Source organism: Pseudomonas sp. IT-P100 (assembly GCF_949767185.1).
Taxonomy (GTDB): Bacteria; Pseudomonadota; Gammaproteobacteria; order Pseudomonadales; family Pseudomonadaceae; genus Aquipseudomonas; species Aquipseudomonas fluorescens_B.
In genome coordinates, this window is the sequence record NZ_CATKQK010000011.1 from 112,672 (window position 1) to 138,287 (window position 25,616).

28 protein-coding genes and 2 pseudogenes are annotated in these 25,616 nt (G+C 60.7%); 16 read left to right on the forward strand and 14 right to left on the reverse strand.

Annotation, left to right across the window (positions count from 1 at the left end; genetic code table 11):
- Positions 1-16: 16 nt before the first annotated feature.
- Entirely contained in the window at positions 17-346 is a 330-nt protein-coding gene (locus ACM6IQ_RS08670) for an EscU/YscU/HrcU family type III secretion system export apparatus switch protein (RefSeq protein ID WP_017337203.1), read from the reverse strand.
- A complete protein-coding gene (locus tag ACM6IQ_RS08675; protein ID WP_017337204.1) occupies positions 343-1,917 on the reverse strand; it encodes a flagellar hook-length control protein FliK in 1,575 nt (524 codons plus the stop codon). The genes ACM6IQ_RS08670 and ACM6IQ_RS08675 overlap by 4 nt, the downstream gene beginning before the upstream one ends.
- Before the next feature lie 197 nt (positions 1,918-2,114).
- Here ACM6IQ_RS08675 and ccmA point away from each other — a divergent pair, with 197 nt between their 5' ends.
- The 11 genes from ccmA to phnN all read left to right on the forward strand — a co-directional run bounded on the left by ccmA (position 2,115) and on the right by phnN (position 10,143).
- Positions 2,115-2,750: a cytochrome c biogenesis heme-transporting ATPase CcmA gene (ccmA, locus tag ACM6IQ_RS08680; protein ID WP_017337205.1), complete on the forward strand. Its 636-nt coding sequence runs from the start codon at positions 2,115-2,117 to the stop codon at positions 2,748-2,750.
- Positions 2,747-3,415, forward strand: a complete 669-nt coding sequence (gene ccmB / locus ACM6IQ_RS08685; RefSeq protein ID WP_017337206.1) for a heme exporter protein CcmB — start codon at positions 2,747-2,749, stop codon at positions 3,413-3,415. The genes ccmA and ccmB overlap by 4 nt, the downstream gene beginning before the upstream one ends.
- Positions 3,416-3,510: 95 nt before the next feature.
- The gene (locus tag ACM6IQ_RS08690) at positions 3,511-4,266 is read left to right on the forward strand and encodes a heme ABC transporter permease (RefSeq protein WP_017337207.1); all 756 of its coding nucleotides are present in this window, start codon (positions 3,511-3,513) and stop codon (positions 4,264-4,266) included.
- Entirely contained in the window at positions 4,263-4,439 is a 177-nt protein-coding gene (ccmD, locus tag ACM6IQ_RS08695; RefSeq protein ID WP_017337208.1) for a heme exporter protein CcmD, read from the forward strand. Before ACM6IQ_RS08690 ends, ccmD begins: the two co-directional genes overlap by 4 nt.
- Positions 4,436-4,891, forward strand: a complete 456-nt coding sequence (gene ccmE / locus ACM6IQ_RS08700) for a cytochrome c maturation protein CcmE (protein WP_017337209.1) — start codon at positions 4,436-4,438, stop codon at positions 4,889-4,891. The genes ccmD and ccmE overlap by 4 nt, the downstream gene beginning before the upstream one ends.
- A gap of 3 nt (positions 4,892-4,894) precedes the next feature.
- On the forward strand, positions 4,895-6,883 hold the full coding sequence (locus tag ACM6IQ_RS08705; protein ID WP_052909691.1) for a heme lyase CcmF/NrfE family subunit: 1,989 nt from the start codon (positions 4,895-4,897) through the stop codon (positions 6,881-6,883).
- Positions 6,880-7,416: a DsbE family thiol:disulfide interchange protein gene (locus tag ACM6IQ_RS08710; protein ID WP_414878525.1), complete on the forward strand. Its 537-nt coding sequence runs from the start codon at positions 6,880-6,882 to the stop codon at positions 7,414-7,416. The genes ACM6IQ_RS08705 and ACM6IQ_RS08710 overlap by 4 nt, the downstream gene beginning before the upstream one ends.
- Entirely contained in the window at positions 7,413-7,886 is a 474-nt protein-coding gene (locus ACM6IQ_RS08715; RefSeq protein ID WP_414878526.1) for a cytochrome c-type biogenesis protein, read from the forward strand. The genes ACM6IQ_RS08710 and ACM6IQ_RS08715 overlap by 4 nt, the downstream gene beginning before the upstream one ends.
- Positions 7,879-9,078 (forward strand): c-type cytochrome biogenesis protein CcmI, encoded by a 1,200-nt coding sequence (gene ccmI, locus ACM6IQ_RS08720; protein WP_414878527.1) that lies wholly within the window; start codon positions 7,879-7,881, stop codon positions 9,076-9,078. Before ACM6IQ_RS08715 ends, ccmI begins: the two co-directional genes overlap by 8 nt.
- A gap of 15 nt (positions 9,079-9,093) precedes the next feature.
- Positions 9,094-9,498, forward strand: a complete 405-nt coding sequence (locus tag ACM6IQ_RS08725) for a hypothetical protein (RefSeq protein WP_414878528.1) — start codon at positions 9,094-9,096, stop codon at positions 9,496-9,498.
- A gap of 78 nt (positions 9,499-9,576) precedes the next feature.
- Positions 9,577-10,143, forward strand: coding sequence for a phosphonate metabolism protein/1,5-bisphosphokinase (PRPP-forming) PhnN (gene phnN, locus ACM6IQ_RS08730; protein ID WP_414878529.1), 567 nt, complete (start codon positions 9,577-9,579; stop codon positions 10,141-10,143).
- Positions 10,144-10,172: 29 nt separating this feature from the next.
- Here the strand turns inward: phnN and ACM6IQ_RS08735 are convergent.
- Both ACM6IQ_RS08735 and ACM6IQ_RS08740 read right to left on the reverse strand, forming a co-directional pair.
- Positions 10,173-10,289 (reverse strand): annotated as a pseudogene (locus ACM6IQ_RS08735) (PIN domain-containing protein); the annotation flags it as partial.
- Positions 10,286-10,426: pseudogene (locus tag ACM6IQ_RS08740) on the reverse strand (DNA-binding protein); the annotation flags it as partial. The pseudogenes ACM6IQ_RS08735 and ACM6IQ_RS08740, both read right to left, overlap by 4 nt.
- Positions 10,427-10,554: 128 nt before the next feature.
- Between ACM6IQ_RS08740 and ACM6IQ_RS08745 the strand changes: the two are divergent.
- Together ACM6IQ_RS08745 and ACM6IQ_RS08750 are read left to right on the forward strand one after the other, a co-directional pair.
- Positions 10,555-10,767 carry a type II toxin-antitoxin system HicA family toxin gene (locus ACM6IQ_RS08745; RefSeq protein WP_017337217.1) on the forward strand — a complete coding sequence of 71 codons (213 nt, stop codon included), beginning with the start codon at positions 10,555-10,557 and terminating at the stop codon, positions 10,765-10,767.
- Positions 10,767-11,171, forward strand: coding sequence for a type II toxin-antitoxin system HicB family antitoxin (locus ACM6IQ_RS08750; RefSeq protein ID WP_017337218.1), 405 nt, complete (start codon positions 10,767-10,769; stop codon positions 11,169-11,171). The genes ACM6IQ_RS08745 and ACM6IQ_RS08750 overlap by 1 nt, the downstream gene beginning before the upstream one ends.
- An 86-nt stretch (positions 11,172-11,257) precedes the next feature.
- On the opposite strand, the gene ACM6IQ_RS08755 is transcribed toward ACM6IQ_RS08750, so the two are convergent.
- Positions 11,258-12,463, reverse strand: a complete 1,206-nt coding sequence (locus ACM6IQ_RS08755) for an MFS transporter (RefSeq protein WP_414878530.1) — start codon at positions 12,461-12,463, stop codon at positions 11,258-11,260.
- Between the two features lie 232 nt (positions 12,464-12,695).
- Between ACM6IQ_RS08755 and ACM6IQ_RS08760 the strand changes: the two genes are divergently transcribed.
- A complete protein-coding gene (locus tag ACM6IQ_RS08760; RefSeq protein WP_414878531.1) occupies positions 12,696-13,313 on the forward strand; it encodes a hypothetical protein in 618 nt (205 codons plus the stop codon).
- Positions 13,314-13,528: 215 nt separating this feature from the next.
- Here ACM6IQ_RS08760 and ACM6IQ_RS08765 read toward each other — a convergent pair whose 3' ends face one another.
- The 8 genes from ACM6IQ_RS08765 to gcl form a co-directional block, all read right to left on the reverse strand.
- Positions 13,529-14,527 (reverse strand): sulfate ABC transporter substrate-binding protein, encoded by a 999-nt coding sequence (locus ACM6IQ_RS08765; protein ID WP_414878532.1) that lies wholly within the window; start codon positions 14,525-14,527, stop codon positions 13,529-13,531.
- Between the two features lie 93 nt (positions 14,528-14,620).
- Positions 14,621-15,445 (reverse strand): ion transporter, encoded by an 825-nt coding sequence (locus tag ACM6IQ_RS08770; protein WP_414878533.1) that lies wholly within the window; start codon positions 15,443-15,445, stop codon positions 14,621-14,623.
- 21 nt (positions 15,446-15,466) lie between these two features.
- The gene (locus ACM6IQ_RS08775) at positions 15,467-16,381 is read right to left on the reverse strand and encodes an urea transporter (RefSeq protein WP_414878534.1); all 915 of its coding nucleotides are present in this window, start codon (positions 16,379-16,381) and stop codon (positions 15,467-15,469) included.
- 189 nt (positions 16,382-16,570) lie between these two features.
- On the reverse strand, positions 16,571-17,986 hold the full coding sequence (pyk, locus tag ACM6IQ_RS08780) for a pyruvate kinase (RefSeq protein ID WP_414878535.1): 1,416 nt from the start codon (positions 17,984-17,986) through the stop codon (positions 16,571-16,573).
- Positions 17,976-19,256, reverse strand: coding sequence for a glycerate kinase (locus ACM6IQ_RS08785; RefSeq protein ID WP_017337225.1), 1,281 nt, complete (start codon positions 19,254-19,256; stop codon positions 17,976-17,978). The genes pyk and ACM6IQ_RS08785 overlap by 11 nt, the downstream gene beginning before the upstream one ends.
- Positions 19,257-19,405: 149 nt before the next feature.
- Positions 19,406-20,299, reverse strand: coding sequence for a 2-hydroxy-3-oxopropionate reductase (locus ACM6IQ_RS08790; protein WP_017337226.1), 894 nt, complete (start codon positions 20,297-20,299; stop codon positions 19,406-19,408).
- A gap of 200 nt (positions 20,300-20,499) precedes the next feature.
- Positions 20,500-21,282: a hydroxypyruvate isomerase gene (hyi, locus tag ACM6IQ_RS08795; RefSeq protein ID WP_017337227.1), complete on the reverse strand. Its 783-nt coding sequence runs from the start codon at positions 21,280-21,282 to the stop codon at positions 20,500-20,502.
- 61 nt (positions 21,283-21,343) lie between these two features.
- A complete protein-coding gene (gene gcl / locus ACM6IQ_RS08800; protein ID WP_017337228.1) occupies positions 21,344-23,119 on the reverse strand; it encodes a glyoxylate carboligase in 1,776 nt (591 codons plus the stop codon).
- Between the two features lie 267 nt (positions 23,120-23,386).
- Between gcl and ACM6IQ_RS08805 the strand changes: the two genes are divergently transcribed.
- The gene (locus tag ACM6IQ_RS08805) at positions 23,387-23,827 is read left to right on the forward strand and encodes a GlcG/HbpS family heme-binding protein (protein ID WP_414878536.1); all 441 of its coding nucleotides are present in this window, start codon (positions 23,387-23,389) and stop codon (positions 23,825-23,827) included.
- A gap of 113 nt (positions 23,828-23,940) precedes the next feature.
- Here ACM6IQ_RS08805 and ACM6IQ_RS08810 read toward each other — a convergent pair whose 3' ends face one another.
- Positions 23,941-24,549, reverse strand: a complete 609-nt coding sequence (locus ACM6IQ_RS08810) for a TetR/AcrR family transcriptional regulator (RefSeq protein ID WP_414878537.1) — start codon at positions 24,547-24,549, stop codon at positions 23,941-23,943.
- Positions 24,550-24,683: 134 nt separating this feature from the next.
- Between ACM6IQ_RS08810 and ACM6IQ_RS08815 the strand changes: the two genes are divergently transcribed.
- Entirely contained in the window at positions 24,684-25,598 is a 915-nt protein-coding gene (locus ACM6IQ_RS08815) for a DUF808 domain-containing protein (protein WP_414878538.1), read from the forward strand.
- Positions 25,599-25,616 lie beyond the last annotated feature (18 nt).

Consider the following 25,616-nt stretch of genomic DNA (forward strand, 5'->3'; position numbering starts at 1 on the left):
TTGCATTCAACACACATCAATAATCATCCCCGCGCTCGGTGATGTCTTTCTCGACCATCAACGCACTCGGATCATGCCCCTGCGGGAACTTGCCCTTCAGATTCCATGCAAACGCAATGATCTCGGCAATCGTCCGATACAACTCCTCCGGAATACTGTCCCCCAGCTCCATCCTGGCCAGCAATTTCACCAGCTCGGCGTTCTCGTAAATCGGCACTTCATAATCGCGTGCAATCCTCAGGATTTCTTCCGCCAGCTCTTCGTCGCCCTTGGCCGTGAGGGTCGGTGCGTGGGTGCCGTCGTATTTGAGGGCGATGGCCTGGCGTGGCGTATCGGAATTTCTCATGCGGTTTCGTCGACCCAGCGTTGTTCGAGACGGGTTTGCGGCCCTTGGGGTGGTGTGCCGTGGTGGCAATCGAGATCGCCGACGTTCAGGCCGGCCGCCAGCAAGCGTTCGCGCAGGCTGGCCAGATTGCTCTCGATCAGGCTGGCGGTGTAGGGCCGCTCGGCCCACAGCTGGCTGGACAGGCTGCCGCCAATCAGCTGTGCCTGAATCTGCAGAGGGCCCAGCGGCTCCATGTCGAAGGCCAGGTCCACGCGCCACAACTGCTGCTTGGGCTCGCGTTCGTCACGGCGCTCATTGGGTTGATCTTTTTCGGGGGCTTCCTCGCGCTGGAACTTGAGCTGCAGCGGGACGATGTCCTGCATATTGCGCATCGGAATTTCCAGCTGCCAGGTGCTCATCAGCCGACCGTCGTTCGTCACGCCGGTCTGCTCCAGGCTAGACAGTTGATGGCTTTGCAGGCGTGAGACTGCCGCGGCGGCCAACCGCAGCAAGTGCTCCAGATCATCTTCGCCTTCCAGGCTTTGCAGGAAACGCTCGGGCAAGGGGAAACCGGTCGGCTGCGGTTTGGCGCTGACCTGACCGAGCATGCCGAGGGCGCTGCGCACGAAGCTCGGCATCGTCTGGGCCAGGGTATTGGCAGCAATGATCGCGTTGAGGTTGGTATTGGCCGGCAGCCCCTGGCTCAGTTGCGCGATCAGCTTGAGCAGGTCGCCTTTCATGTCTGGCGCCAGTGTCGGATTTTGCCCGGTGAGCAGTTTCGCCTCGAGAAACAGGCCGCTACTGGCCAGTGCCAGGGCCAGGCCTTTGGGCGTGCTCAGTTGCTGAACGTCCGGCAGACCGGCGAGCAGCTTGTCCACGGCGGCTCGCAGATCGCTGGAGGTCTGATTCGTGGCGGGCAGGTTTTGCAAGAGTTTGAGTAATCCGTCCAGCGAGCCCTGGCGGCTTTGCTGGCTGACCAGTTGCTGGGTGACTGCCAATTGTTCCTGCCGATTGCTCAGCGGGACGAATTTCAGGGTCTGGGTGTCTTGCACCAGCGCGCTCAACAACGTGCCGATGCGCAACGGCGTCGGGCTGTCGATGCTCAGGGTATTGCCGCTCAGTGACGTGTTGAGCAGGCTCACCAGCGAACGAAACACCGTCGGCTGCCCCGGCACTTGCGGCATTACCTGGGAAGTCAGCACTTTGCCTTGCAGCAAGGTGCCCACCGGCAGTTGTGCCGTGTCGAGGCGGGTGAGGGTGGCAACGCTGGAGGCGATGGCCTGTTGCACGGTGATGGCAAGGTTGCTCGCCGATGGCTGGGTGATCGCCAGGTTCGTGCCCTGAGGCAGCGGCTGACTGCTGGTGGCCTGAACCGTGGTCTGACGGCCGCTTTCGAGGGTGACCTTGAGCAACAGTTGAAAGGTCTGATCCGCCTGCTTGAGCGACAGCACTTCGGCCTTGGCGGATTGCCCGGCGGTGATCAGGCCCTCCATCGGCGTCAGCAGCTTCAGCAAATCGCCACTCACCACCTGCGGACGTGACGTCGCGGGCGTGGTCGGTGGTAGCGGGAGGATGTTCATTTCGCCTGTCATACGCGGTCACAACCTGAGGAAATTGCCCTCTTTAGAGTAGGGCATGGCATGTATAATGCCGCCCGTCTTTCGGAGAGTGGCGAAAACATTGCAATTGTTTGACGCAGCTCTCTAGAACAGGCCGCCAATGCATCTATGCTGCATCTCTTTAGCGGCCGCTCCGCCGCCGACTTGAACCGCAAAAGGCCCGTGATCTCTTGACCAGTCCTGTCCTGCAAACCGTTGCCCTCGCCTGTGAGCGAGACCTTCGGCTGCTCTTCGAAAATCTCGAATTGAGACTGGCCAGTGGCGAAATGTTGCAAATCAGCGGCCCCAACGGCAGTGGCAAAACCAGCCTTTTACGTCTGCTGTCTGGCCTGATGCAACCGACCACCGGTCAAGTACTGCTCAACGGCCAACCGTTGAACGAACAACGCAGTGAACTGGCGCGCAACCTGCTGTGGATCGGTCACGCCGCCGGCATCAAGGATTTGCTGACCCCGGAAGAAAACCTCAGCTGGCTCTGCGCCCTGCATCGACCGGCCTCCCATGAAGCCATCTGGGCCGCGCTTGCCGCAGTCGGACTGCGCGGTTTCGAAGATGTTCCCTGTCACACCCTGTCCGCCGGCCAGCAACGCCGTGTGGCGTTGGCGCGTCTGTACCTGGACAGTCCGCTGCTGTGGATCCTCGACGAGCCGTTCACCGCGCTCGACAAGCAAGGCGTTGCGCAACTCGAAGAGCACCTGGCCGCGCACTGTGAGCGTGGCGGTATGGTCGTGCTGACCACTCACCACACGCTGACCCGGATGCCGGTCGGCTATCGCGACATTGATCTGGGGAACTGGGCCGTATGAGTGTTTTCGGCCTGTTGGTCGCCCGTGAGGCTCGCTTGTTGTTCCGCCGTCCGGCGGAGTTGGCCAATCCGCTCGTATTCTTCGCCATCGTGGTTGCTCTGTTCCCGTTGGCGGTCGGTCCCGAGTCTCAATTGTTGCAAACCTTGTCTCCGGGACTGGTCTGGGTCGCGGCCCTTTTATCGGTTTTGCTCTCGCTGGACGGGCTTTTCCGCAGTGATTTCGAAGACGGTTCCCTTGAACAGTGGGTCCTTTCGCCGCACCCCCTGCCTCTTCTGGTTTTGGCCAAGGTACTGGCACACTGGGCATTCTCTGGTCTGGCACTGGTTTTGCTCGCTCCACTGCTGGCGTTGATGCTCGGTTTGCCAACCGCCTGTCTGCCGGTGTTGCTGCTTTCCCTGTTGCTCGGTACACCGGTGCTCAGCCTGCTCGGTGCGGTGGGCGCCGCCCTGACGGTGGGGTTGAAGCGTGGCGGCCTGTTGCTGGCGCTGCTGATTCTGCCGTTGTACATCCCGGTGTTGATTCTTGGCAGTGGCGCCTTGCAGGCGGCCTTGCAGGGAATGCCGGCGACCGGTTATCTCCTGTGGCTTGGTAGCCTGACCGCCTTGGCGATAACCCTTACACCTTTTGCAATAGCTGCTGGCCTGAAGATCAGCGTCGGCGAATAATAATGAGGTCTGATCATTTTTTGATCGCTTTCTTGTAAGAAAGGCAGACCCTTCGCTACTCGTGATGGCGAGTAGCACCCGTGATGGAAACAGTAATGAACTGGACCTGGTTTCATAAGCTCGGCTCACCCAAATGGTTTTACGGCATCAGCGGCAAACTGTTGCCATGGCTGAGCGTCGCGGCGTTGCTGCTGATCGGCGTCGGCGTCGTTTGGGGGCTGGCCTTCGCGCCGCCTGACTACCAGCAAGGCAACAGCTTTCGCATCATCTATATCCACGTTCCGGCCGCCATGCTGGCGCAGTCCATCTACGTGATGCTGGCGGTCTGCGGGATCGTCGGGCTGGTGTGGAAGATGAAACTGGCCGACGTCGCCCTGCAATGCGCGGCCCCCATCGGCGCGTGGATGACCGCCGTGGCGTTGGTCACCGGCGCGATCTGGGGCAAGCCGACCTGGGGCTCGTGGTGGGTCTGGGATGCGCGACTTACGTCCATGCTTATTCTGCTGTTCCTGTACTTCGGTCTCATTGCGCTGGGCAACGCCATCAGCAATCGTGACAGCGCAGCCAAGGCCTGCGCGGTGCTGGCGATTGTCGGCGTGATCAACATCCCGATCATCAAGTACTCGGTGGAGTGGTGGAACACCCTGCACCAGGGCGCGACCTTCACCCTCACCGAAAAACCGGCTATGCCGGCCGAGATGTGGCTGCCACTGCTGCTGACGGCGCTGGGTTTCTACTGTTTCTTCGGCGCGGTACTGCTGCTGCGCATGCGCCTTGAAGTGCTCAAGCGCGAAGCCCGCGCCAGTTGGGTCAAGGCAGAAGTACAGAACAGTCTGGAGGCCGCTCGATGAGTTTTGCTTCATTCGGCGACTTTCTCGCCATGGGCCATCATGGCCTGTATGTCTGGTCAGCCTATGGCATCTGCCTGGTGGTGCTGGCCCTCAACGTGGCGGCGCCGGTTCTGGCCCGCAAGCGGTATCTGCAACAAGAGGCGCGTCGACTGCGCCGGGAGAACGGCAAGTGAATCCGCTGCGCAAAAAGCGTCTTATCATCATTCTCGCGATCCTGGTCGGTGTCGGCGCTGCTGTCGGCCTGGCCCTGAGCGCCCTGCAGCAGAACATCAACCTGTTTTACACACCGACGCAAATCGCCAATGGCGAAGCGCCGCAAGACACGCGCATTCGTGCCGGCGGGATGGTCGAAAAAGGTTCGCTGCAACGTTCCGGCGATTCGCTGGACGTGAAGTTCATCGTGACTGACTTCAACAAGTCCGTAACCATCAGCTACCGCGGCATCCTCCCGGACCTGTTCCGCGAAGGGCAGGGCATCGTCGCCCTGGGCAAGCTCAACGCCGACGGCGTGGTGGTGGCTGACGAAGTGCTGGCCAAGCACGACGAGAAATACATGCCGCCGGAAGTGACCAAGGCCCTGAAAGACAGCGGCCAGTCGGCACCCATTCCAGCAAAAGAGGGCTAATTGATGACATCCGGAATCTTTATCCCTGAATTGGGCCACCTGGCGATGATTCTGGCGCTGTGTTTCGCGCTGGTTCAAGCCGTGGTGCCGTTGCTGGGAGCCTGGCGCGGCGACCGCTTGTGGATGAGCCTGGCTCAGCCGGCCGCCTGGGGCCAGTTTGCCTTTCTGTTGTTCGCCTTCGGTTGCCTGACCTACGCATTCATGGCTGACGACTTCTCCGTTGCCTACGTCGCCAGCAACTCCAACAGCGCATTGCCGTGGTACTACAAGTTCAGCGCCGTGTGGGGCGCGCACGAAGGTTCGTTGCTGCTGTGGGCGTTGATTCTCGGTGGCTGGACCTTCGCGGTGTCGGTATTCTCCCGGCAGTTGCCGCAAGTGATGCTGGCCCGCGTGCTGGCGGTGATGGGCATGATCAGCACCGGTTTCCTGCTGTTCCTGATCCTCACCTCCAACCCGTTCGCCCGCATCCTCCCGCAAATTCCAGCGGACGGTCGCGACCTCAATCCGTTGCTGCAAGACATCGGCCTGATCGTCCACCCGCCGATGCTCTACATGGGTTATGTCGGGTTCTCCGTAGCGTTTGCGTTCGCCATCGCCGCGCTGCTGGGCGGCCGTCTTGATGCGGCGTGGGCGCGCTGGTCGCGTCCATGGACCATCGTCGCCTGGGCCTTCCTCGGCATCGGCATCACCCTCGGTTCGTGGTGGGCTTATTACGAACTCGGCTGGGGCGGCTGGTGGTTCTGGGACCCGGTGGAAAACGCCTCGTTCATGCCATGGCTGGTGGGTACCGCGTTGATTCACTCGTTGGCGGTCACGGAAAAGCGTGGCGTGTTCAAGAGCTGGACCGTGCTGTTGGCCATCGCCGCCTTCTCGCTGAGCTTGCTGGGAACCTTCCTCGTGCGTTCCGGCGTGTTGACCTCGGTTCACGCCTTTGCCTCCGACCCGGAGCGCGGCGTGTTCATCCTGATCTTCCTGCTGTTTGTGGTCGGCGGTTCGCTGACGCTGTTTGCCCTGCGCGCGCCGGTGGTGAAAAGCCATGTCGGCTTCAACCTCTGGTCCCGGGAAACCCTGTTGCTGGGCAACAACCTGGTGCTGGTGGTGGCGGCTTCGATGATCCTGCTCGGCACCTTGTATCCGCTGATCCTCGATGCCATGACCGGCGCCAAGCTGTCGGTCGGCCCGCCGTACTTCAACGCACTGTTCATTCCGTTGATGGCGTTGCTGATGGTGGTGATGGCGGTCGGCATGTTGGTGCGCTGGAAAGACACCCCGGTCAAATGGCTGATGAGCATGCTGACCCCGGTGCTGCTCGGCAGTGCCGCACTGGCGGTGGTGGCTGGCGTCGCTTACGGCGATTTCAACTGGGCGGTGATCGCGACCTTCATGCTCGCGGCCTGGGTGTTGCTGGCCGGCGTGCGCGACATCTTCGACAAGACGCGGCACAAAGGCTTGATCAAAGGCCTGCCGACCCTGACCCGCAGCTACTGGGGCATGCAAATTGCGCATTTGGGCATCGCCGTGTGCGCACTCGGTGTCGTGCTGTCGAGCCAGAACAGTGCTGAACGCGACCTGCGCCTGGCGCCGGGCGAATCCATGGACCTGGGCGGTTACCAGTTCGTGTTCGAAGGTGCCAAACACTTCGAAGGCCCGAACTTCACCTCCGACAAAGGCACCGTGCGGGTGATCCGCGACGGCAAGGAAATCAGCGTGCTGCACCCGGAAAAACGCCTGTACACCGTGCAGAACTCGGTGATGACCGAAGCCGGGATCGACGCCGGTTTCACCCGTGACCTCTACGTCGCACTCGGCGAACCGCTGGGCGATGGCGCCTGGGCCGTGCGCGTGCACGTCAAACCGTTCGTGCGCTGGATCTGGTTCGGCGGTTTGCTCACCGGGCTCGGCGGGTTGTTGGCGGCGATGGACCGGCGTTATCGGGTCAAGGTAAAAAGCCGCGTGCGCGAAGCACTGGGCATGTCGGGAGCGACTGCATGAGACGTTGGTTGATGCTGTTGCCACTGGTGATTTTTCTGGTGGTGGCTGTGTTCCTTTATCGCGGTCTGTACCTGGACCCCGCCGAGCTGCCTTCGGCAATGATCGGCAAGCCGTTCCCTGAGTTTTCCCTGCCAGCGGTGCAGGGCGACAAGACCCTGACCAAGGCTGACATCGTGGGCAAACCGGCGCTGGTCAATGTCTGGGGCACCTGGTGCATTTCCTGCCGGGTCGAGCACCCGGTGTTGAACAAACTGGCCGAGAAGGGCGTGGTGATCTACGGCATCAACTACAAGGACGTCAACGCGGACGCCTTGAAGTGGCTGAAGGAATTCCACAACCCGTATCAACTGGACATCCGCGACGACGAGGGCACGCTGGGCCTGAACCTTGGCGTGTATGGCGCTCCGGAAACCTTCTTCATCGATGCCAAGGGCATCATCCGCGACAAGTTTGTCGGTGTGATCGACGAACAGGTCTGGCGGGAAAAACTGGCGGCCAAGTATCAGGCGCTGGTCGACGAGGCCAAACCATGAAGCGCTGGATAGCTGCTGTTGTGCTGGGGCTGAGCATGGCTGGCGTGGCACACGCGGCCATCGACACCTATGAGTTTGCCAAAGAAGGCGACCGCGAGCGTTTTCGCGAGCTGACCAAAGAGCTGCGTTGCCCCAAGTGCCAGAATCAGGACATTGCCGATTCCAACGCACCGATCGCCGCTGACCTGCGCAAAGAGATTTTCCGCATGTTGGGCGAAGGCAAGGACAATCAGCAGATCATCGACTTCATGGTCGATCGCTACGGTGATTTCGTCCGCTACAAACCTGCTCTGAACGCCAAGACTGCCTTGCTCTGGTTCGGCCCGGCCGGCCTGTTGCTGGGTGGTTTTGTGATCATCGCCGTGATCGTCCGCCGTCGTCGCGTGCAACGCGCCGACAGCCCGGAGGCGCTTTCTGCCGAGGAGCGCGAGCGCCTCGACCACTTGTTGGATAAAACCAAGAATGATTGATTTCTGGCTCGCTGCAGGTCTGCTGCTTCTGGTTGCCCTGAGTTTTCTGTTGATCCCCGTTCTGCGCGGCCGTCGCGCTCAGCTGGAAGAAGATCGTACGGCCCTGAACGTCGCGCTGTATCAGGAGCGCGTGGCCGAGTTGCAAACCGAGCAGGAAGAGGGTGTGCTCAACGCGTCGCAACTGGAAACCGGTCGCGCCGAAGCTGCCCGAGAGTTGCTCGCCGACACTGAAGGCGTCGAGGCACCGCGCGTGGCGCGCCTGGGCAAACCGTTGCCCTTGCTGGCGGCGATTCTGGTGCCGGTACTGGGGCTTGGGCTCTACCTGCATTTCGGGGCGAGCGACAAGGTCGAGCTGACCCGTGAATTCTCTCAGGCACCGCAGTCGATGGAAGAGATGACCCGTCGCCTGGAGCGCGCCGTCGCGGCTCAACCGGATTCGGCAGAAGGCCTGTACTTCCTCGGTCGGACCTACATGGCACAGGATCGTCCTGGCGATGCGGCGAAGATCTTCGAACGCACGGTGAACCTGGCCGGTCGTCAGCCGGAATTGCTCGGGCAATGGGCGCAGGCTCAGTACTTCGCCGACGGCAAGAAGTGGTCGGACAAGGTTCAGGCCCTCACCGACGAAGCCTTGAAAGCCGATCCTAAGGAAGTCACCAGCCTGGGTCTGCTTGGCATTGCCGCGTTTGAAAGCGCGCGTTATCAGGATGCCATCGACTACTGGAATCGTCTGCTGGCGCAACTGCCGCCGGACGACAACTCCCGGGCGGCGCTGCAAGGCGGTATTGCCCGCGCCACTGAAAAACTCGAAGCCAGCGGTGGCAAGGTTGCCCAGGCGCCTGCGGTCAAGTCGGCACTGATCAAAGTCAGCGTCGATCTGGCGCCAGCGCTCAAGGCCAAGGTTCAACCGGGTGACAGCGTGTTCATCTTCGCTCGCGCCACCAATGGCCCGCCGGCGCCACTGGCCGCCAAGCGCCTGACCGTGGCTGACTTGCCGGCGACTGTCGAATTGGGCGATGCCGACGCAATGATGCCGCAGTTGAAACTGTCGAACTTCCCTGAAGTCCAACTGGTTGCGCGCATCTCTCGTGCCGGCCAACCGACTGCCGGCGAATGGATCGGTCGCAGCCAGCCGCTGGCCAGCAGCACCACCGCGCCACAAAAACTGACCATCGACAGTCCGGACAAATAACAGGAAAACGCAACCATGACCGCTATCGCTCGTATCACCCTGCTCAGTCTGGTCCTGGGGTTAAGCGCGTGCGCGGTCCAGCGGCCGGAGCCGACGTCGCTGCCGCCGATTCCGCCCTCGCAGCCCAAGCCCACGCCGTCTACCTCGCCGACCCCGAGCAAGCCGAGCGTTCCGGCCAAACCTGCCAAGCCACTGCCACGCACCTCCGCCAGCTTCGCGCCGCCGCCGGGTGGCAACAGCCATTGGGATCCCAAGCTTGGTGTTTATGTGCTGGATGACCAGACCAATACCTTCTACCGCCAGCGCACGTATTATCGCTTCGACAATGGCTGGAGCCGGTCGATCAGCCCGAACGGGCCTTGGGAAGAGACGGATATCCATGGCGTGCCGGGTGGGTTGGGACGGCAATTCGGGCAGTAACGCAAAGGCGACCCTTCGGGGGGCGCCTTTTTTGTGGGCGTTGTGGTCCAGCAGGCGACAAGCGAAGAGGATGTTTTGATGTCCGGCAGGTTGATCTATCTCATCGGGCCTTCAGGTTCGGGCAAGGACAGCCTGCTGGATGCCGCTCGAACGCGCTTGGCCGAACGCGGCTGTCGTATCGTGCGGCGGGTCATTACCCGCTCCGCGGAAGCGGTCGGGGAGGCGGCGCTGGGCGTCAGCCTGCAGCAGTTCGCCGAGATGCGGGACCAGGGTGCATTTGCCCTCAGCTGGCAGGCTCATGGCCTGGCTTATGGCATCCCACGGGAAATCGACGAGTGGCTGGCGGCGGGGGACGACGTGATGGTCAACGGTTCGCGTGCGCATTTGCCGCAAACCCGTGAACGTTATCCAGACGTGTGGGTACTGTTGCTGACCGTGAACCAGGCGGTGTTGCGTCAGCGCCTGTTGGCGCGCGGACGTGAGTCGGAGGCCGAGATCGAACAGCGGCTGGCGCGTAATGCCCATTTCAGTGAGCGCCTGTTGGCGGAGGAACCGAGCGTGCACGTGCTCGACAACTCCGGATCGCTGGAGCATACCGTCGAGAGCCTGCTGACCTGCATCGGCAAGCCCGACCTATGCATTTGATCTTGTAGGGCATTGATCAGAGCATGGCCTTTCTGATTGAAAGTGATGATGACGATCGCGTTACAGCGAATGCCTGCCGCCAGCACATGGCGATCGTCTATATCGGGCAACGTTAATCCTTCGATCAAATCTTCGTGACCCGTCACGCACGCCTTAATGCTTGTGCCTGCTCGGCGAGAAGCTTCATTGCTTGCTCGCTGGCAATGTTGCGCCGGGTTTTATAGTCCATCAAATCGGCAAAGTGCACACGTCGGTGCTTGCCGGTTTTGGGGTAGGCATCCTCCACAAACGCTCTATCTTGGCGGCAATCACACTTCGTAAAACAACCGAACGTCGTGATCAGGATTTTTGTGCTTGAGTAAAGATAACTCTAGAGTTACTTTTGTCTGGGCCGGAGCAAGGAGGCTGGTGGTGCAAAGCAGGTTATTGATCAAGGAGCTGGAGGAGGCGGGCTGGACGCTGGATCGGATTACCGGCAGCCATCATCTCTTCACCCATCGATACAACCCGTACACGATTCCCGTCCCTCACCCGAAAAAGGATTTACCGACCGGGACGGTTAAAAGCATCAGGAGGCGAGCCGGGCTTTACTGCCCGCCAGCCAGTTACGCAGGAGATCCATAATGCAATATCCAATCTGTATCGAGTGGGGCGACGAGACCACCGCCATCGGTATTCAGATCCCCGATATTCCGGGCGCCGCAACGGCCGGGGATACGTTTGAAGATGCCTATAACGCGGCGATCGAGATTGCCCATATCCTGCTTCAGGAAATAGCCGCTGACGGGGAATCGATTCCGATGCCGACTTCGGCAGCCGTCCATCGTGGCAACCCGGACTTTGCCGACATGGGATGGGGAATGCTGGAGCTGGACATCGCGCCGTATATGGGCAAGACCGAGAAGGTCAATGTCACGTTGCCCGGCTATGTGATCCAGCGGATTGACCGGTATGTGCGCGAGCACAATGTCAAAAGCCGTTCTTCCTTTCTGGCAGATGCGGCGATGGAGAAGCTGGTTCGGCACTGAATCGTGCCGGCGCCATCGATATCGCGAGCAGGTTCGCTCCCACAGGTTCGTGCAAACCCTTTGAGCGAACCTGCTCGCGAAAAGCCTTACGCCGTTGCCAGGGAAGGTTCTTTGGAAACACTCAAGAACCGCAACAATGCCAACAACGGAAACGCGCTGCCCACGATCACGATCCACAACCAGCCGCCGTGCTCATACACTGCACTGGCGACCGAGGAGCCGAAGGCGCCGCCGATGAAAATGCTGGTCATGTACAGCGCATTCAGGCGGCTGCGGCTTTTGGCGTCGAGGGCGTAGACCGCGCGTTGGCCCAGGACCATGTTCATTTGCACACAGAAGTCGAGCACCACGCCGGTGACGGCAAGGCCGATGACGCTGTAGGCCGGATGGATGAGCGCCGGCAGGAAGCTCAGGCTGGCGAACAGCAGGGCCAGCAACGAAGCGATGCGGGTGTGGCCTGCGTCAGCCAGTCGACCGGCGATCGGCGCGGCGATCGCACCGATGGCTCCCACCAAAGCGAAGATCGCGATCTGGGTTTGCGACAGGCCATGATTACGTGCCAGTTCCAGTGGCACCGCTGTCCAGAACAGGCTGAACGTGGCGAACATGCAACCCTGGTAGAACGCACGCTGACGCAGTACCGGTTGCTGGCGCAACAGCGTCCACAGCGAGCCCAGCAATTGGCCATAAGAGGCGCTGTGATCGGGCTGGCGCTTGGGAATCGTCACCGCCAGCACGATGCTGATCGCCGCCATCAACACGGCGGCGATCACGAACATCGCGCGCCAGCCGAAGTGATCAGCCACAACGCTGGATACCGGCCGCGCCAACAGAATCCCCAGCAGCAAACCGCCCATGATTCCGCCGACCACCCGGCCACGGGTCTCCTCGGGCGCCAGGTGCGCGGCCAGTGGAATCAGGATCTGCACCGACACCGAGCTGAAACCCACCAGCAACGAGATCAACAGAAACACGTTGGGTTGATCGGTAAACGCAGCGCCCAACAGACTGGCAATCGCCACCACCGTGGTGATGATCATCAACCGACGGTTTTCCAGCAGATCGCCCAGCGGCACCAGGAAGAACAGGCCCAGCGCGTAACCAATCTGGGTCAGCGAAACGATCAGGCTCGCCATGGTGCTGGTCAGGCCAATGTCCGGCGCGATCAGGCCGATGATCGGCTGGGCGTAGTAAATGTTGGCAACAATGGCGCCACAGCAAAAGGCGAACAGCAGCACCATGCCTTTGGTCATTGTCGTGGCGCCGTGAGGTGCCTGGTTCGCTGGGTTCATAACGTGTCTCGCTGAGCAAAATGGAATGCGCGCAGGCTAAGCGGCTGGCCGGAACGGCGGAAGTGGGATTGGAGTGATAGCAATCATTCCATTGCGGAATGAGAGGCGCCGGTGTGTACCGTTGCCGATGAACCCTGCGCCAGAATTTTGAAGTCTGATGATACATTCACTTACATCTTGTTCGATAGCGTGCTTATGTTCTCTTCACGATTCATAACCGGAAGGCACTTTCATGAACGCGATGTTCCGTCACCTGATTTGCGGCGCTTTGATCGGGTTGTTTATGGCAAGTCTCGCGCAGGCGGCCGACGCGCCGGGCATGCGCATCGGCTTGCGCGGCGAGATCACCGGAGTGACTCCAGAGGTGCTGAAAGTCCACGTCAACAGTGGTGAAAACGTAGTCATCAATTTGACCAGGGACACCAAGGTCCGCGCTGTAACCCTGGCCAATATCGAAGACATCAAACCGGGCAGCTACATAGGGTCGGCGGCCATTGCGCAGGAAGACGGTTCGCTCAAAGCCCTGGAAGTCCATGTCTTCCCACCGGAGCTGGCCGGCAGCGGCGACGGCCATCGGCCTTTCGATCTGGTCAAGGGCAGCAGCATGACCAATGGCAGCGTCGGCGATCTGGTGGTGAGCAATGGTCGTGTGCTGACCGTCAACTACAAAGGTGGTCAGCAGAAGATTCTGGTGCCGGAGGATGTGCCGATTGTGAACCTGTTGCCAGGGGACCGCAGCTTGCTGAAAGTGGGTGTGAAGATCGTGACGTTCGTGACGCAGAGTGCCGACGGGACGCTGACGGCGCAGTCGATTTCGGCCGGCAAGGATGGCGTCACACCGCCGATGTAGCTGCTTGGGGCAGAACCTGTGAGAGCGAGCCTGTGTGGCGAGGGAGCTTGCTCCCGCAGGGTCGCGATGCGGCCCCAAAAACTTTGCGACTGCTTCGCAGCCGAGCTGGAGCAAGCTCCCTCGCCACACAAGGCTCGCTTGCACACTGATTCGTGGCGAAAAACGCCCACAAAAAAGGCGACCTTCTCGGGTCGCCTTTTTCATTGGCTCAGGAATTACTGGCCGTTGTAAATCTGATCAAAAATTCCGCCATCATTGAAGTGAGTCTTCTGCACGGTGCGCCAGTCGCCAAAGGTCTTCTCCACCGACAGGAAATCCACCTTCGGGAAGCGATCGTTGTACTTGGCCAGTACCGCCGGATCACGTGGACGCAGGTAGTTGGCGGCGGCAATTTCCTGACCTTCCGGCGACCACAGGTACTTCAGGTATTCCTCGGCTGCAGCGCGGGTGCCTTTCTTCTCGATCACTTTGTCGACCACAGACACCGGCGGTTCGGCCTCTGCGGAGACGGTTGGGTAGATGACTTCGAACTGGTCGCGGCCAAACTCGCGGGCAATCATTTCCGCTTCGTTTTCGAAGGTCACGAGCACGTCGCCGATCTGGTTGGTCATGAAGGTGGTGGTGGCGGCACGGCCACCGGTATCGAGCACGGGCGCTTGTTTGAACAGTTTGCCGACGAAGGCTTTGGCCTTGTTCTCGTCACCGCCGTTTTTGAGCACATAACCCCAGGCCGACAGATAGGTGTAGCGGCCGTTGCCCGAGGTTTTCGGGTTCGGCACGATCACTTGCACACCGTCCTTGAGCAGGTCAGGCCAGTCTTTCAACGCTTTCGGGTTGCCTTTGCGAACGATGAACACCGTTGCCGAAGTGAACGGCGCGCTGTTGTTCGGCAGGCGTGTGACCCAGTTGTCCGGGACCAGTTTGCCGTTGTCCGCGAGTGCGTTGATGTCGGTGGCCATGTTCATGGTGATGACGTCAGCCGGCAGGCCGTCGATCACGGAGCGCGCCTGTTTGCTGGAACCGCCGAAGGACATCTGCAGGGTGATGTTTTCGTTGTGCTCGGCTTGCCAGTGTTTCTGGAAGGCAGCGTTGTAGTCCTTGTAGAAATCGCGCATCACGTCATAGGAAACGTTGAGCAGAGTCGGTGCAGCCTGAGCCACGCTGGCCAATGCCAGGCCAGCGGCCAGAAGTGAGGCGCCAAAGAGTTTTTTCACTGCGCTTTCCTTGTTCTAATTTAAAAATGAGGCGATTTGCCAGCGACTATAACTGCGCTTGCATAGTCCTTTAAAGATTAAAAAGTACTTTGCTTATTCCTGTTTCTTAAACAGAGCATTGCCGCACCGCGAGCAAAATGCAGCGCCATGCTCATGGCTGTTTTTCTTGCACACCGGGCACTCGTGTTGCAACTGTTCGCCGCGCATGGCGTTTGCCAGCTCCGCGGTGAAAATCCCCGTCGGCACCGCGATGATCGAGTAACCGGTGATCATCACCAGCGAGGAAATCACCTGGCCCAGCGGCGTCTTGGGCACGATGTCGCCAAAGCCGACGGTGGTCAGCGTCACGATTGCCCAGTAGATACCTTTCGGAATGCTGGTAAAGCCGTGCTCCGGACCTTCGATCACGTACATCAGCGTGCCGAACACTGTTACCAGTGTGCAGACGCTGACCAGAAACACCACGATCTTCTGCTTGCTGCCGCGCAGCGCCGACATCAGGTAATTGGCTTGTTTCAGATAAGGGCTGAGCTTGAGCACGCGGAAAATCCGCAGCATCCGAATGATCCGGATAATCAGCAAATACTGCGCATCGGCGTAATACAGCGCGAGGATGCCCGGCACGATCGCCAGCAAATCCACCAGTCCGTAAAAGCTGAACGCGTAACGCAATGGCTTCGGCGAACAGTAGAGCCGCAGGCCATATTCGATGGCGAAGATGACGGTGAAGCCCCACTCGATGTACGCCAGCACGTTGGCGTAGTTCTGGTGGATCGTGTCGATGCTGTCGAGCATCACGATGATGATGCTGGCAAGGATGATCAACAGCAGGATGCCGTCGAAGCGCCGTCCGGCCTTGGTGTCGCTCTGGAAAACCATGACGTAAAGGTCTTCACGCCAGTTTTTGCTGCTGTCCATGGAAAACGCCTGAATCGAGAATCAGCGCAGCCTAGGGTGATTCTCCCCGGTAGCGCAAGGCGCACTGTCGACGGCGGCCTGGCGCAGCACGCGAATGCCTGCGCGGATCAGCCAGCACGCGAGGATGAATGGCGCGGTGAGCGTGGCCAGACCGAGCGCGGCGAAGCCCGGTGTGAGCAATACGGCAAGGGTAATGCCCAGCAGTGGCAACCAGGGCCGGCGGCGTTGTCCGCTGAAGGCGAGGGCGGCGAGCACGGCGTTGTAACCCCCGAGCCCCAGCAGCGCGGTTGACGTTTCGTGATGAAGCAAGGCGAACCCGAGTCCGACAACGGAGCCCAGCAAAGCCCACATAAACGCGCGACGGTCGGCGAGCAGCAAGCCCGCGGCGATCAGTGCCCCCGCCAGCGGATGACCGAGAAACATCACCTGACCAAGCCCCTTCAGCGCAGCGGCGAACAAGTTGAACGTGTTCATTTCGATCAGTGGCGCGGGGTGTTGTGGCGCGGCAAACGACAGCAGCAACCAGCTCATGCCGACGAAGGGCGCGGTGTAGGCCGGCAGGCAATGATGGTCGCGGGCGCGTTTCAACCATTGCTGGGTGAGCATGGCACTCAGTCCGCCAGCGGCAATGATCAGCGGCGGCAACAGGGCGGACCAGGGGAAATACAGGCTCAGCAGCAAGCCGAGGAGGACACCGTTGTAGCTGAACAGTCCGGCCTGACGATCGGCCTTGGCGTAATTGCGACGTTGCGCGGTGAGCAAACCGGCGAGGCCGCCCAGCAGGGCACCACCCAGCAGGGCCGGTGCGGTAAAAAGAATCGCCAACAGACACAGCAGGCCGCACAGCGGATGGCGCTGGAGGAAAATCTGACTGAAGCCGTTGAGCAGGGCAGTCGCCCAATCGGGGCAGTGGGTGTTGAAGTGGTGGGCAGGCATGATGAAGTCTGGGGCAGTGGGAAAAACCAAGGTCTTGCATAAACGTTGTGGCGAGGGAGCTTGCTCCCGCTGGGCCGCGAAGCGACCCCGATTCGGCGAATGCGGTTTTTCTGTTGGAACCGTCATGCCAAAGCGACGACTGCTTCGCCGTCGAGCGGGAGCAAGCTCCCTCGCCACAGAGCTCGTTCTTTAAATCAACGTTTCTATACGCAACGAGTTAGTCGACCCCGGCTGCCCAAACGGCACCCCCGCCGTGATCAATAACGTATCCCCGCGCTGCGCCATACCCTGCGCCTGCGCAATCTCCAGCGCCGTCGAACACACTTCATCCACCTGCCGCAGCCGATCATTCACCACGGAGTGCACGCCCCACGCGACCGTCAAGCGGCGAGCTGTCTGCAGGTTCGGCGTCAGGTTCAGAATCGGCACGGTCGGCCGTTCCCGCGCAGCACGCAGGCTCGACGCCCCCGACTCGCTGTAATTGACCAGCACCGCCACCGGCAGCACGTTGCTGATACGGCGGATCGCGCAGCTGATCGCATCGGAAACGGTCGCCTCAGCCTTCGGCCGGCTGACGTCCAGTTGCGTTTGATAGTCCGGGCCGTTTTCCACCTGGCGGATGATCTTGCTCATCATCTGCACGGCTTCCATCGGGTACTCCCCGGACGCGGTTTCCGCCGATAGCATCACCGCATCCGCACCTTCGGCCACGGCGTTGGCCACGTCGGTGACTTCAGCGCGGGTGGGCGCCGGGGAGAAGCGCATCGACTCGAGCATCTGTGTCGCCACCACCACCGGTTTACCGCGTTCGCGGCAAATGCCGATGATGTTTTTCTGAATCTGCGGCACGCTTTCGGCCGGCACTTCGACGCCGAGGTCGCCACGGGCAACCATGATCGCGTCGCTCAGTTCAGCGATTTCCCGCAGCTGAGTGACTGCCGACGGTTTCTCGATCTTGGCCATCAAAAACGCTTTGTCACCGATCAGCTCACGCGCTTCGCGAATGTCTTCCGGGCGCTGTACGAACGACAGCGCGACCCAGTCCACACCCAGCTCCAGGCCGAAACTCAAGTCTCGACGATCCTTGGCCGTCAGCGGGCTCAGTTCCAGAACTGCCTGCGGCACGTTCACGCCTTTGCGGTCCGACAACTCACCGCCATTGAGCACCGTGGTGTCGATGGCATCGGCGTACTTGGTGACCACGCGCAGACGCAGTTTGCCGTCGTCCAGCAGCAGGTCCATGCCCGGCTCCAGTGCGGCGATGATCTCCGGGTGCGGCAGGTTGACCCGGCGTTGGTCGCCCGGCGTCGGGTCCAGATCCAGGCGCAGCGCCTGGCCACGATGCAGTTGCACCTTGCCTTCGGCGAACTTGCCGACCCGCAGTTTCGGGCCTTGCAGGTCCATCAGAATGCCCAACGGGTAATTCAGCTGACGCTCGACTTCACGTATCCATTGATAGCGCTGGGCGTGGTCGGCGTGATCGCCGTGGCTGAAGTTCAGGCGGAAGATGTTGACTCCGGCCTGCACCAGCTCGCGGATGTCTTCGAGGCCATCGGTGGCCGGGCCGAGGGTGGCGAGGATTTTGACCTTTTTATCAGGCGTCATGTTTAGGGCTCTCGAGAATCAGAATGGCGCGGAAATCGTTGACGTTGGTGCGGGTCGGCTCGGTAACGATCAGTGCGTCCAGCGCCGCGAAATAGCCGTAGCCATTGTTGTTGTCGAGTTCATCGCTGGCGCTCAAACCGAGGGCGGCGGCGCGGGCGTAGCTGTCCGGGGTCATGATCGCGCCGGCATTGTCTTCGGAGCCGTCGATGCCATCGGTGTCACCGGCCAGCGCGTAGACGCCGGGCAGGCCTTTGAGGCTGTCGGTCAGGCTGAGCAGGAATTCGGCGTTACGTCCGCCTCGGCCATTGCCGCGCACGGTGACCGTGGTTTCGCCGCCCGAGAGGATCACGCACGGCGCCGGCAATGGCTGGCCATGCAAGACCACTTGCCGCGCAATGCCAGCGTGCATCTTGGCGACTTCGCGGGACTCGCCTTCGAGGTCGCCGAGGATCAGCGGGCTGAAACCGGCCTGACGCGCTTTCACGGCGGCCGCTTCAAGCGATTGCTGTGGACGGGCGATCAATTGGAAATGACTGCGCGCGAGGCTCGGATCGCCGGGTTTGACCGTCTCCGAGTCGGGGCTTTGCAGCCAGTTGCGGACCGAGGCCGGGACCTCGATGCCGTAGCGCTTGAGAATCGCCAGTGCTTCGGCGGAGGTGCTTGGGTCGGCCACGGTAGGGCCGGAGGCGATGACCGTGGCGAGGTCGCCGGGCACATCGGAAATGGCATAGGTATAAACAGTGGCCGGCCAGCAGGCCTTGCCGAGGCGACCGCCCTTGATCGCCGAGAGGTGTTTGCGTACGCAGTTCATCTCGCCGATGGTCGCGCCGGATTTGAGCAGGGCTTTGTTGATCGATTGCTTGTCGGCGAGGCTGATGCCGGCGGCGGGAAGTGCGAGCAGTGCAGAGCCACCGCCCGAAAGCAGGAAGATCACGCGGTCGTCTTCCGTCAGGTTGCTGACCAGTTCAAAGACGCGCCTGGCGACCGCTTGACCGGCGGCATCCGGCACCGGGTGCGCGGCTTCGACCACTTCGATTTTTTCGCATGGGGCGCCGTGGCCGTAACGCGTCACCACCAGACCGGACACTTCACCCTGCCAGCAGCGCTCGACCACCTGGGCCATGGCGGCGGCGGCTTTGCCGGCGCCGATCACGATCACTCGACCCGTGCGATCGGCGGGCAAATGGGCTTCGAGTACTTGCTGCGGATGGGCCGCGTCGATGGCTGTGGCAAACAGCTCGCGCAGGAATTGTTGCGGATCGACCGACATGGCGGGCTCCCGGAATTCTTGTTATTGGAAGAGCAACTCGGGTTCCTGTGGGAGCTAGCCTGCTAGCGATTCAGGCGCTGAGGTCTTTTAGACACACCGCGTCGATTTCATCGCTGGCAGGCCAGCTCCCACAGGTTTCAGGGCAGGGCTTACTGCTTATCGCGAATCGAGAAATTCGCCATGTGCTCCAGGCCCTTGATCAGTGCCGAGTGATCCCAGTTGCTGCCACCGATGGCCGCGCAGGTGCTGAACACTTGCTGGGCGTTCGCGGTGTTCGGCAGGTTGATGTTCAGCTCCCTGGCGCCTTGCAGGGCCAGGTTCAGGTCCTTCTGGTGCAGGCTGATGCGGAAGCCCGGGTCGAAGGTGCCTTTGATCATGCGTTCGCCGTGCACTTCGAGGATCTTCGATGAAGCGAAACCGCCCATCAGCGCTTCACGTACCTTGGCGGGATCGGCACCGTTTTTCGAGGCGAACAACAGGGCTTCGGCGACGGCCTGGATGTTCAGCGCGACGATGATCTGGTTCGCCACTTTCGCGGTTTGGCCATCGCCATTGCCACCGACCAGGGTGATGTTCTTGCCCATGGCCTGGAACAGCGGCAGTGCGCGTTCGAAGGCGTCGGCATCGCCGCCGACCATGATGCTCAGGGTCGCAGCCTTGGCGCCGACTTCACCGCCGGAAACCGGTGCGTCGAGGTACTGCGCGCCTTTTTCGTTGATTTTGGTCGCGAAGGCTTTGGTGGCGGTGGGCGAGATCGAGCTCATGTCGATCACGATTTTGCCTTTGCCGACACCGGCCGCTACGCCGTCGGCGCGGAACAGTACGTCATCGACCTGCGGAGTATCCGGCACCATGACGATGATGAATTCGGCTTCTTGCGCGACTTCTTTCGGGTTGGCCAAAGCGACGGCGCCACCGGCAACCAGGTCGGCAGGCGCGGCGTCGTGGTGCGCCGACAGGAACAGGCTGTGACCGGCTTTTTGCAGGTTCAACGCCATTGGGTGGCCCATGATGCCGGTGCCGATAAATCCGATTTTAGCCATGAGAAATTCCTCTTGTTTTTGTCTTGCCAAATAATGTGTGCAGCACACCCTGTGGCGAGGGAGCTTGCTCGCGCCGGGCCGCGCAGCGGCCCCAAAATCAACCGCTGTGGTGTATCAGGCAGAAGCGGCATTCAGGTTTTGCGCCTGCTTCGCAGCCGAGCGGGAGCAAGCTCCCTCGCCACAGTGGTTCTGCGTCAGCTTCAAATCGCGTTATGGGTTTTCAGCCAGCCCAGACCCGCTTCGGTGGTGGTCAGCGGCTTGTATTCACAGCCAACCCAACCCTGATAACCAATGCGGTCCAGGTGTTCGAACAGGAAGCGGTAGTTGATTTCACCGGTGCCCGGTTCGTTGCGTCCAGGGTTGTCGGCCAGCTGGATGTGGTTGATCTCGCCCAGGTGCGCGGCCATGGTGCGGGCCAGGTCACCCTCCATGATTTGCATGTGATAGATGTCGTATTGCAGGAACAGGTTGGCACTGCCGACCTGTTCGCGAATCGACAGGGCTTGCGCCGTGTTGTTCAGATAAAAACCCGGGATGTCGCGGGTGTTGATCGCTTCCATCACCAGTTTGATACCCGCCGCCTGCAGCTTGTCGGCCGCGTACTTGAGGTTGGCGACAAAGGTTTTTTCCACGGTGGCATCGTCGATGCCCTGTGGACGAATACCGGCCAGGCAGTTCACCTGGGTGTTGCCCAGCACTTGTGCGTAAGCGATGGCCAGATCGACACCGGCGCGGAACTCTTCGACCCGGTCCGGCAGGCAGGCAATGCCGCGCTCGCCCTTGGCCCAGTCACCGGCCGGCAGGTTGAACAGCACCTGGGTCAGGCCATTGGCGTCGAGCTTGGCCTTGATGTCGGCGGAGCTGAAGTCGTAGGGGAACAGGTATTCGACACCACTGAAGCCGGCCTTGGCGGCCGCTTCAAAACGGGCGAGGAAATCCTGTTCGGTGAACAGCATGGACAGGTTGGCTGCGAAACGCGGCATGGTGGTCTCCCGTATGTGTGGGGTGGTCGTTCCCGGATCCTTGTGGGAGCGACCCTACAAGTTAATCGAGCAACGAAATCGCCGTCGGCGCATCGTTGCCGACCAGCGCCAGGTCTTCGAATTCGTTGACGGCGTTGATCTCGGTGCCCATGGAAATGTTGGTCACGCGCTCCAGAATAATCTCGACGATCACCGGCACCTTGAACTCTTCGATCAGTTCCTGAGCCTTGCGCAGGGCAGGCTGGATCTGACCCGGTTCGAACACACGCAGCGCCTTGCAACCGAGGCCTTCGGCGACCGCGACGTGATCGACGCCGTAACCGTTGAGTTCCGGAGCGTTCAGGTTATCGAAGGACAGCTGCACGCAGTAGTCCATGTCAAAACCGCGCTGGGCCTGACGAATCAGCCCCAGGTACGAGTTGTTTACCACAACGTGGATGTACGGCAGTTTGAACTGCGCGCCCACGGCCAGCTCTTCGATCATGAACTGGAAATCATAGTCGCCCGACAGTGCCACGACCTTGCGGGTCGGATCGGCCTTGACCACGCCCAGCGCTGCCGGAATGGTCCAGCCCAGCGGGCCAGCCTGACCGCAGTTGATCCAGTGACGCGGCTTGTAGACGTGCAGGAACTGCGCGCCGGCAATCTGCGACAGACCGATGGTGCTGACGTAGCAGGTGTCTTTGCCGAACACCTGGTTCATCTCTTCGTACACGCGCTGCGGCTTGACCGGCACGTTGTCGAAGTGGGTCTTGCGCTGCAGGCTGGCTTTGCGCTGCTGGCAGTCTTGCAGCCAGGCGCTGCGGTTTTTCAGTTTGCCGGCGGCCTGCCATTCCCGAGCGACTTCGATGAATACGGTCAGCGCGGCAGCGGCGTCGGACACGATGCCCAGGTCCGGGGTGAACACGCGGCCGATCTGAGTGCCTTCGATGTCGACGTGAATGAACTTGCGGCCTTCGGTGTACACGTCGACCGAACCGGTGTGACGGTTGGCCCAACGGTTACCGATGCCGAGTACGACGTCGGATTTCAGCATCGTGGCGTTGCCGTAACGGTGCGAGGTCTGCAAGCCAACCATGCCGACCATCAGCGGGTGATCGTCCGGAATGGTGCCCCAGCCCATCAGGGTCGGAATCACCGGAATACCGGTCAGCTCAGCGAATTCCACCAGCAATTCGCTGGCGTCGGCATTGATGATGCCGCCACCGGCCACCAGCAACGGACGTTCGGCCTGATCAAGGAGGGCCAAGGCTTTTTCCACCTGAACGCGGGTCGCGCTCGGCTTGGCCAATGGCAGCGGCTGGTAGGCATCGATGTCGAATTCGATTTCGGCCATCTGCACGTCGAACGGCAGATCGATCAGCACCGGACCCGGGCGGCCGGAGCGCATTTCGAAGAACGCCTTCTGGAACGCGTAAGGCACCTGGCCCGGCTCCAGAACGGTGGTTGCCCACTTGGTCACTGGCTTGACGATGCTGGTGATGTCGACGGCCTGGAAGTCTTCCTTGTGCATCCGGGCGCGGGGTGCTTGCCCTGTGATGCACAGGATCGGGATCGAGTCGGCCGAGGCGCTGTAGAGCCCGGTGACCATGTCCGTACCGGCCGGGCCGGAGGTGCCGATGCACACGCCGATGTTGCCGGCCTTGGTGCGAGTGTAGCCCTCGGCCATGTGCGAGGCGCCTTCAACGTGGCGAGCGAGGACGTGATCGATGCCACCGACCTTCTGCAAGGCGTTGTACAGCGGGTTGATCGCGGCGCCCGGGATGCCAAAAGCGGTATCAACCCCTTCGCGGCGCATCACCAGAACGGCTGCTTCGATTGCTCTCATTTTGCTCATGGTTTTGTGCCTCTTACGTTTTGTAATTGTATACAAGTGGCTTTGCGCAGAGTGTATTCACGGCGGACGGCGCAGGTCAATCCATTTTCTCAAGCGACTGTTTCATTCGTCGGAAGCCTGTTCTGCTGTGGCTTTTCGTCGCATGGGGCGCTTTTCGAGAATTATTGTATACAAAAAAATAACTCATTGTGTTCTATTTGTTGCAGCGGTCTGCAGCACAAACGCGCAGTCCATTCGCTTTCCCTATAACAAAATGAGGACGGCACCATGAGCGCTTTAACCTTGAAAATGGCAGTCAACCTGACCAGTCAGGCCATCTCCGCCGCGCGTGCGATTTCGGCGGCCCCGTTGACCATTGCCGTGCTGGATGCCGGCGGGCATTTGCTTTCGCTGCAACGCGAAGACGGCGCCAGCCTGCTGCGACCGCACATCGCCATCGGCAAAGCCTGGGGCGCCATCGCACTGGGCAAAGGCTCTCGCCTGCTGGCACTGGACGCCCAGCAACGCCCGGCGTTTATTGCGGCTTTGAACAGTCTGGGGCAGGGCAGTGTGGTGCCGGCACCGGGAGGGGTGTTGATTCGGGATCAGGACGGGAATGTGCTGGGAGCGGTGGGGATCAGCGGGGATCTGTCGGATGTCGACGAACAGTGTGCGATCAATGCGATCGAGGCGTTGGAGTTGCGGGCGGATGCGGGGGTGAGTGCTTAATCTTTATTGATTGATCTATCGCCATCGCCAGCAGGCTGGCTCTCACAGGGGATTATCTGAGCATCAGAGATCACTGTGGGAGCTAGCGTGCTAGCGATAAAGTCACCGCACTTTTAATGATCCGGCTCACATCCTTTAAGCACCAACCGAATAATCGTCCGCGCCGCGGCTTCATAATCCTCTTCATCCAGCTTGGCCTTGCCGGTAATCGCGGTGATCTGCCAGTCAAAGTCGGCGTAGGTCTGGGTCGCGGCCCAGATGCTGAACATCAGGTGGTTGGGGTCGATGGGGGCGATCTGGCCGCGGTCGATCCAGGTCTGGATGCAATCGATGTTGTGCTTGGCCTGGCTGTTCAGTTGTTCGACCAGGTCGGCGCTCAGGTGCGGGGCGCCGTGCATGATTTCGCTGGCGAACACCTTGGAGGCGAAGGGCAGGTCGCGGGAGATGCGGATTTTCGAGCGAATGTAGCCGCTCAGCACTTCACTGGGCACGCCGTCGGCGTTGAACGGTGTCGAGGCCTGCAGGATGGGCTCGATGATGCTTTCCAGGACCTCGCGGTAGAGGTTTTCCTTGGATTTGAAGTAGTAGTAGACGTTGGGCTTGGGCAATCCCGCCTTGGCTGCGATGTCACTGGTTTTGGTCGCAGCGAAGCCCTTGTCGGCAAATTCTTCACTGGCGGCACGCAGGATCAGTTCTTTGTTGCGCTCGCGGATAGTGCTCATAAACCAGGTGGTTCCTTGCCTGTTCTGGCGGTTGCGCATGGTAGCACCGGCCTCGCGCGGCGCTCAAGAATGCCCCGTGTGGTGCTCGGCCACGCTATGCTGCGCAGTATTCATTCAAGAAGGACACCTGATTCATGGCAGGAAGCAGTTTACTGTTGCTGATCGACGACATTGCCGCCGTACTCGACGACGTGGCGTTGATGACCAAAATGGCCGCCAAGAAAACCGCCGGCGTGCTCGGTGACGACCTGGCGCTCAACGCCCAGCAGGTCAGTGGTGTACGCGCCGAGCGGGAAATCCCGGTGGTCTGGGCGGTTGCCAAGGGCTCCTTTCTCAACAAACTGATCCTGGTGCCCTCGGCGTTGGCGATCAGTGCGTTCATTCCCTGGCTGGTCACGCCGTTGCTGATGGTCGGCGGCGCCTACCTGTGTTTCGAAGGTTTCGAGAAGCTCGCGCACAAGTTCCTGCACAGCAAGGCTGAAGATCAGGCAGAGCATGCGGAACTGGTCGAAGCCGTGGCCGATCCGGCGGTCGATCTGGTGGCGTTCGAAAAGGACAAGATCAAGGGCGCCATCCGCACCGACTTCATTCTTTCAGCGGAAATCATCGCCATCACCCTCGGCACCGTGGCGGATGCGTCGCTGACCCAGCAAGTCATCGTGCTCTCAGGCATCGCCATCGTCATGACCATCGGCGTCTATGGTCTGGTGGCCGGCATCGTCAAGCTCGATGACCTCGGCCTGTGGCTGACCCAGAAGCCCGGCCAGATGGCTAAAAGCATCGGCGGCGGGATTTTGCGTGCGGCGCCCTACATGATGAAAAGCCTGTCGGTGATCGGCACAGCGGCGATGTTTCTGGTGGGCGGCGGGATTCTCACCCACGGCGTACCGGTGGTTCATCACTGGATCGAAAGCGTCAGCGCGGGGGCGGGCGGTGCCGGGTTTATCGTGCCGACATTGTTGAACGCGGCGGCGGGGATTGTGGCGGGTGCGGTGGTATTGGCGGGTGTGATGGTTGTCAGCAAGATCTGGAAAACAGTGAAAGGCTAACGCCTGACACAGTTGATT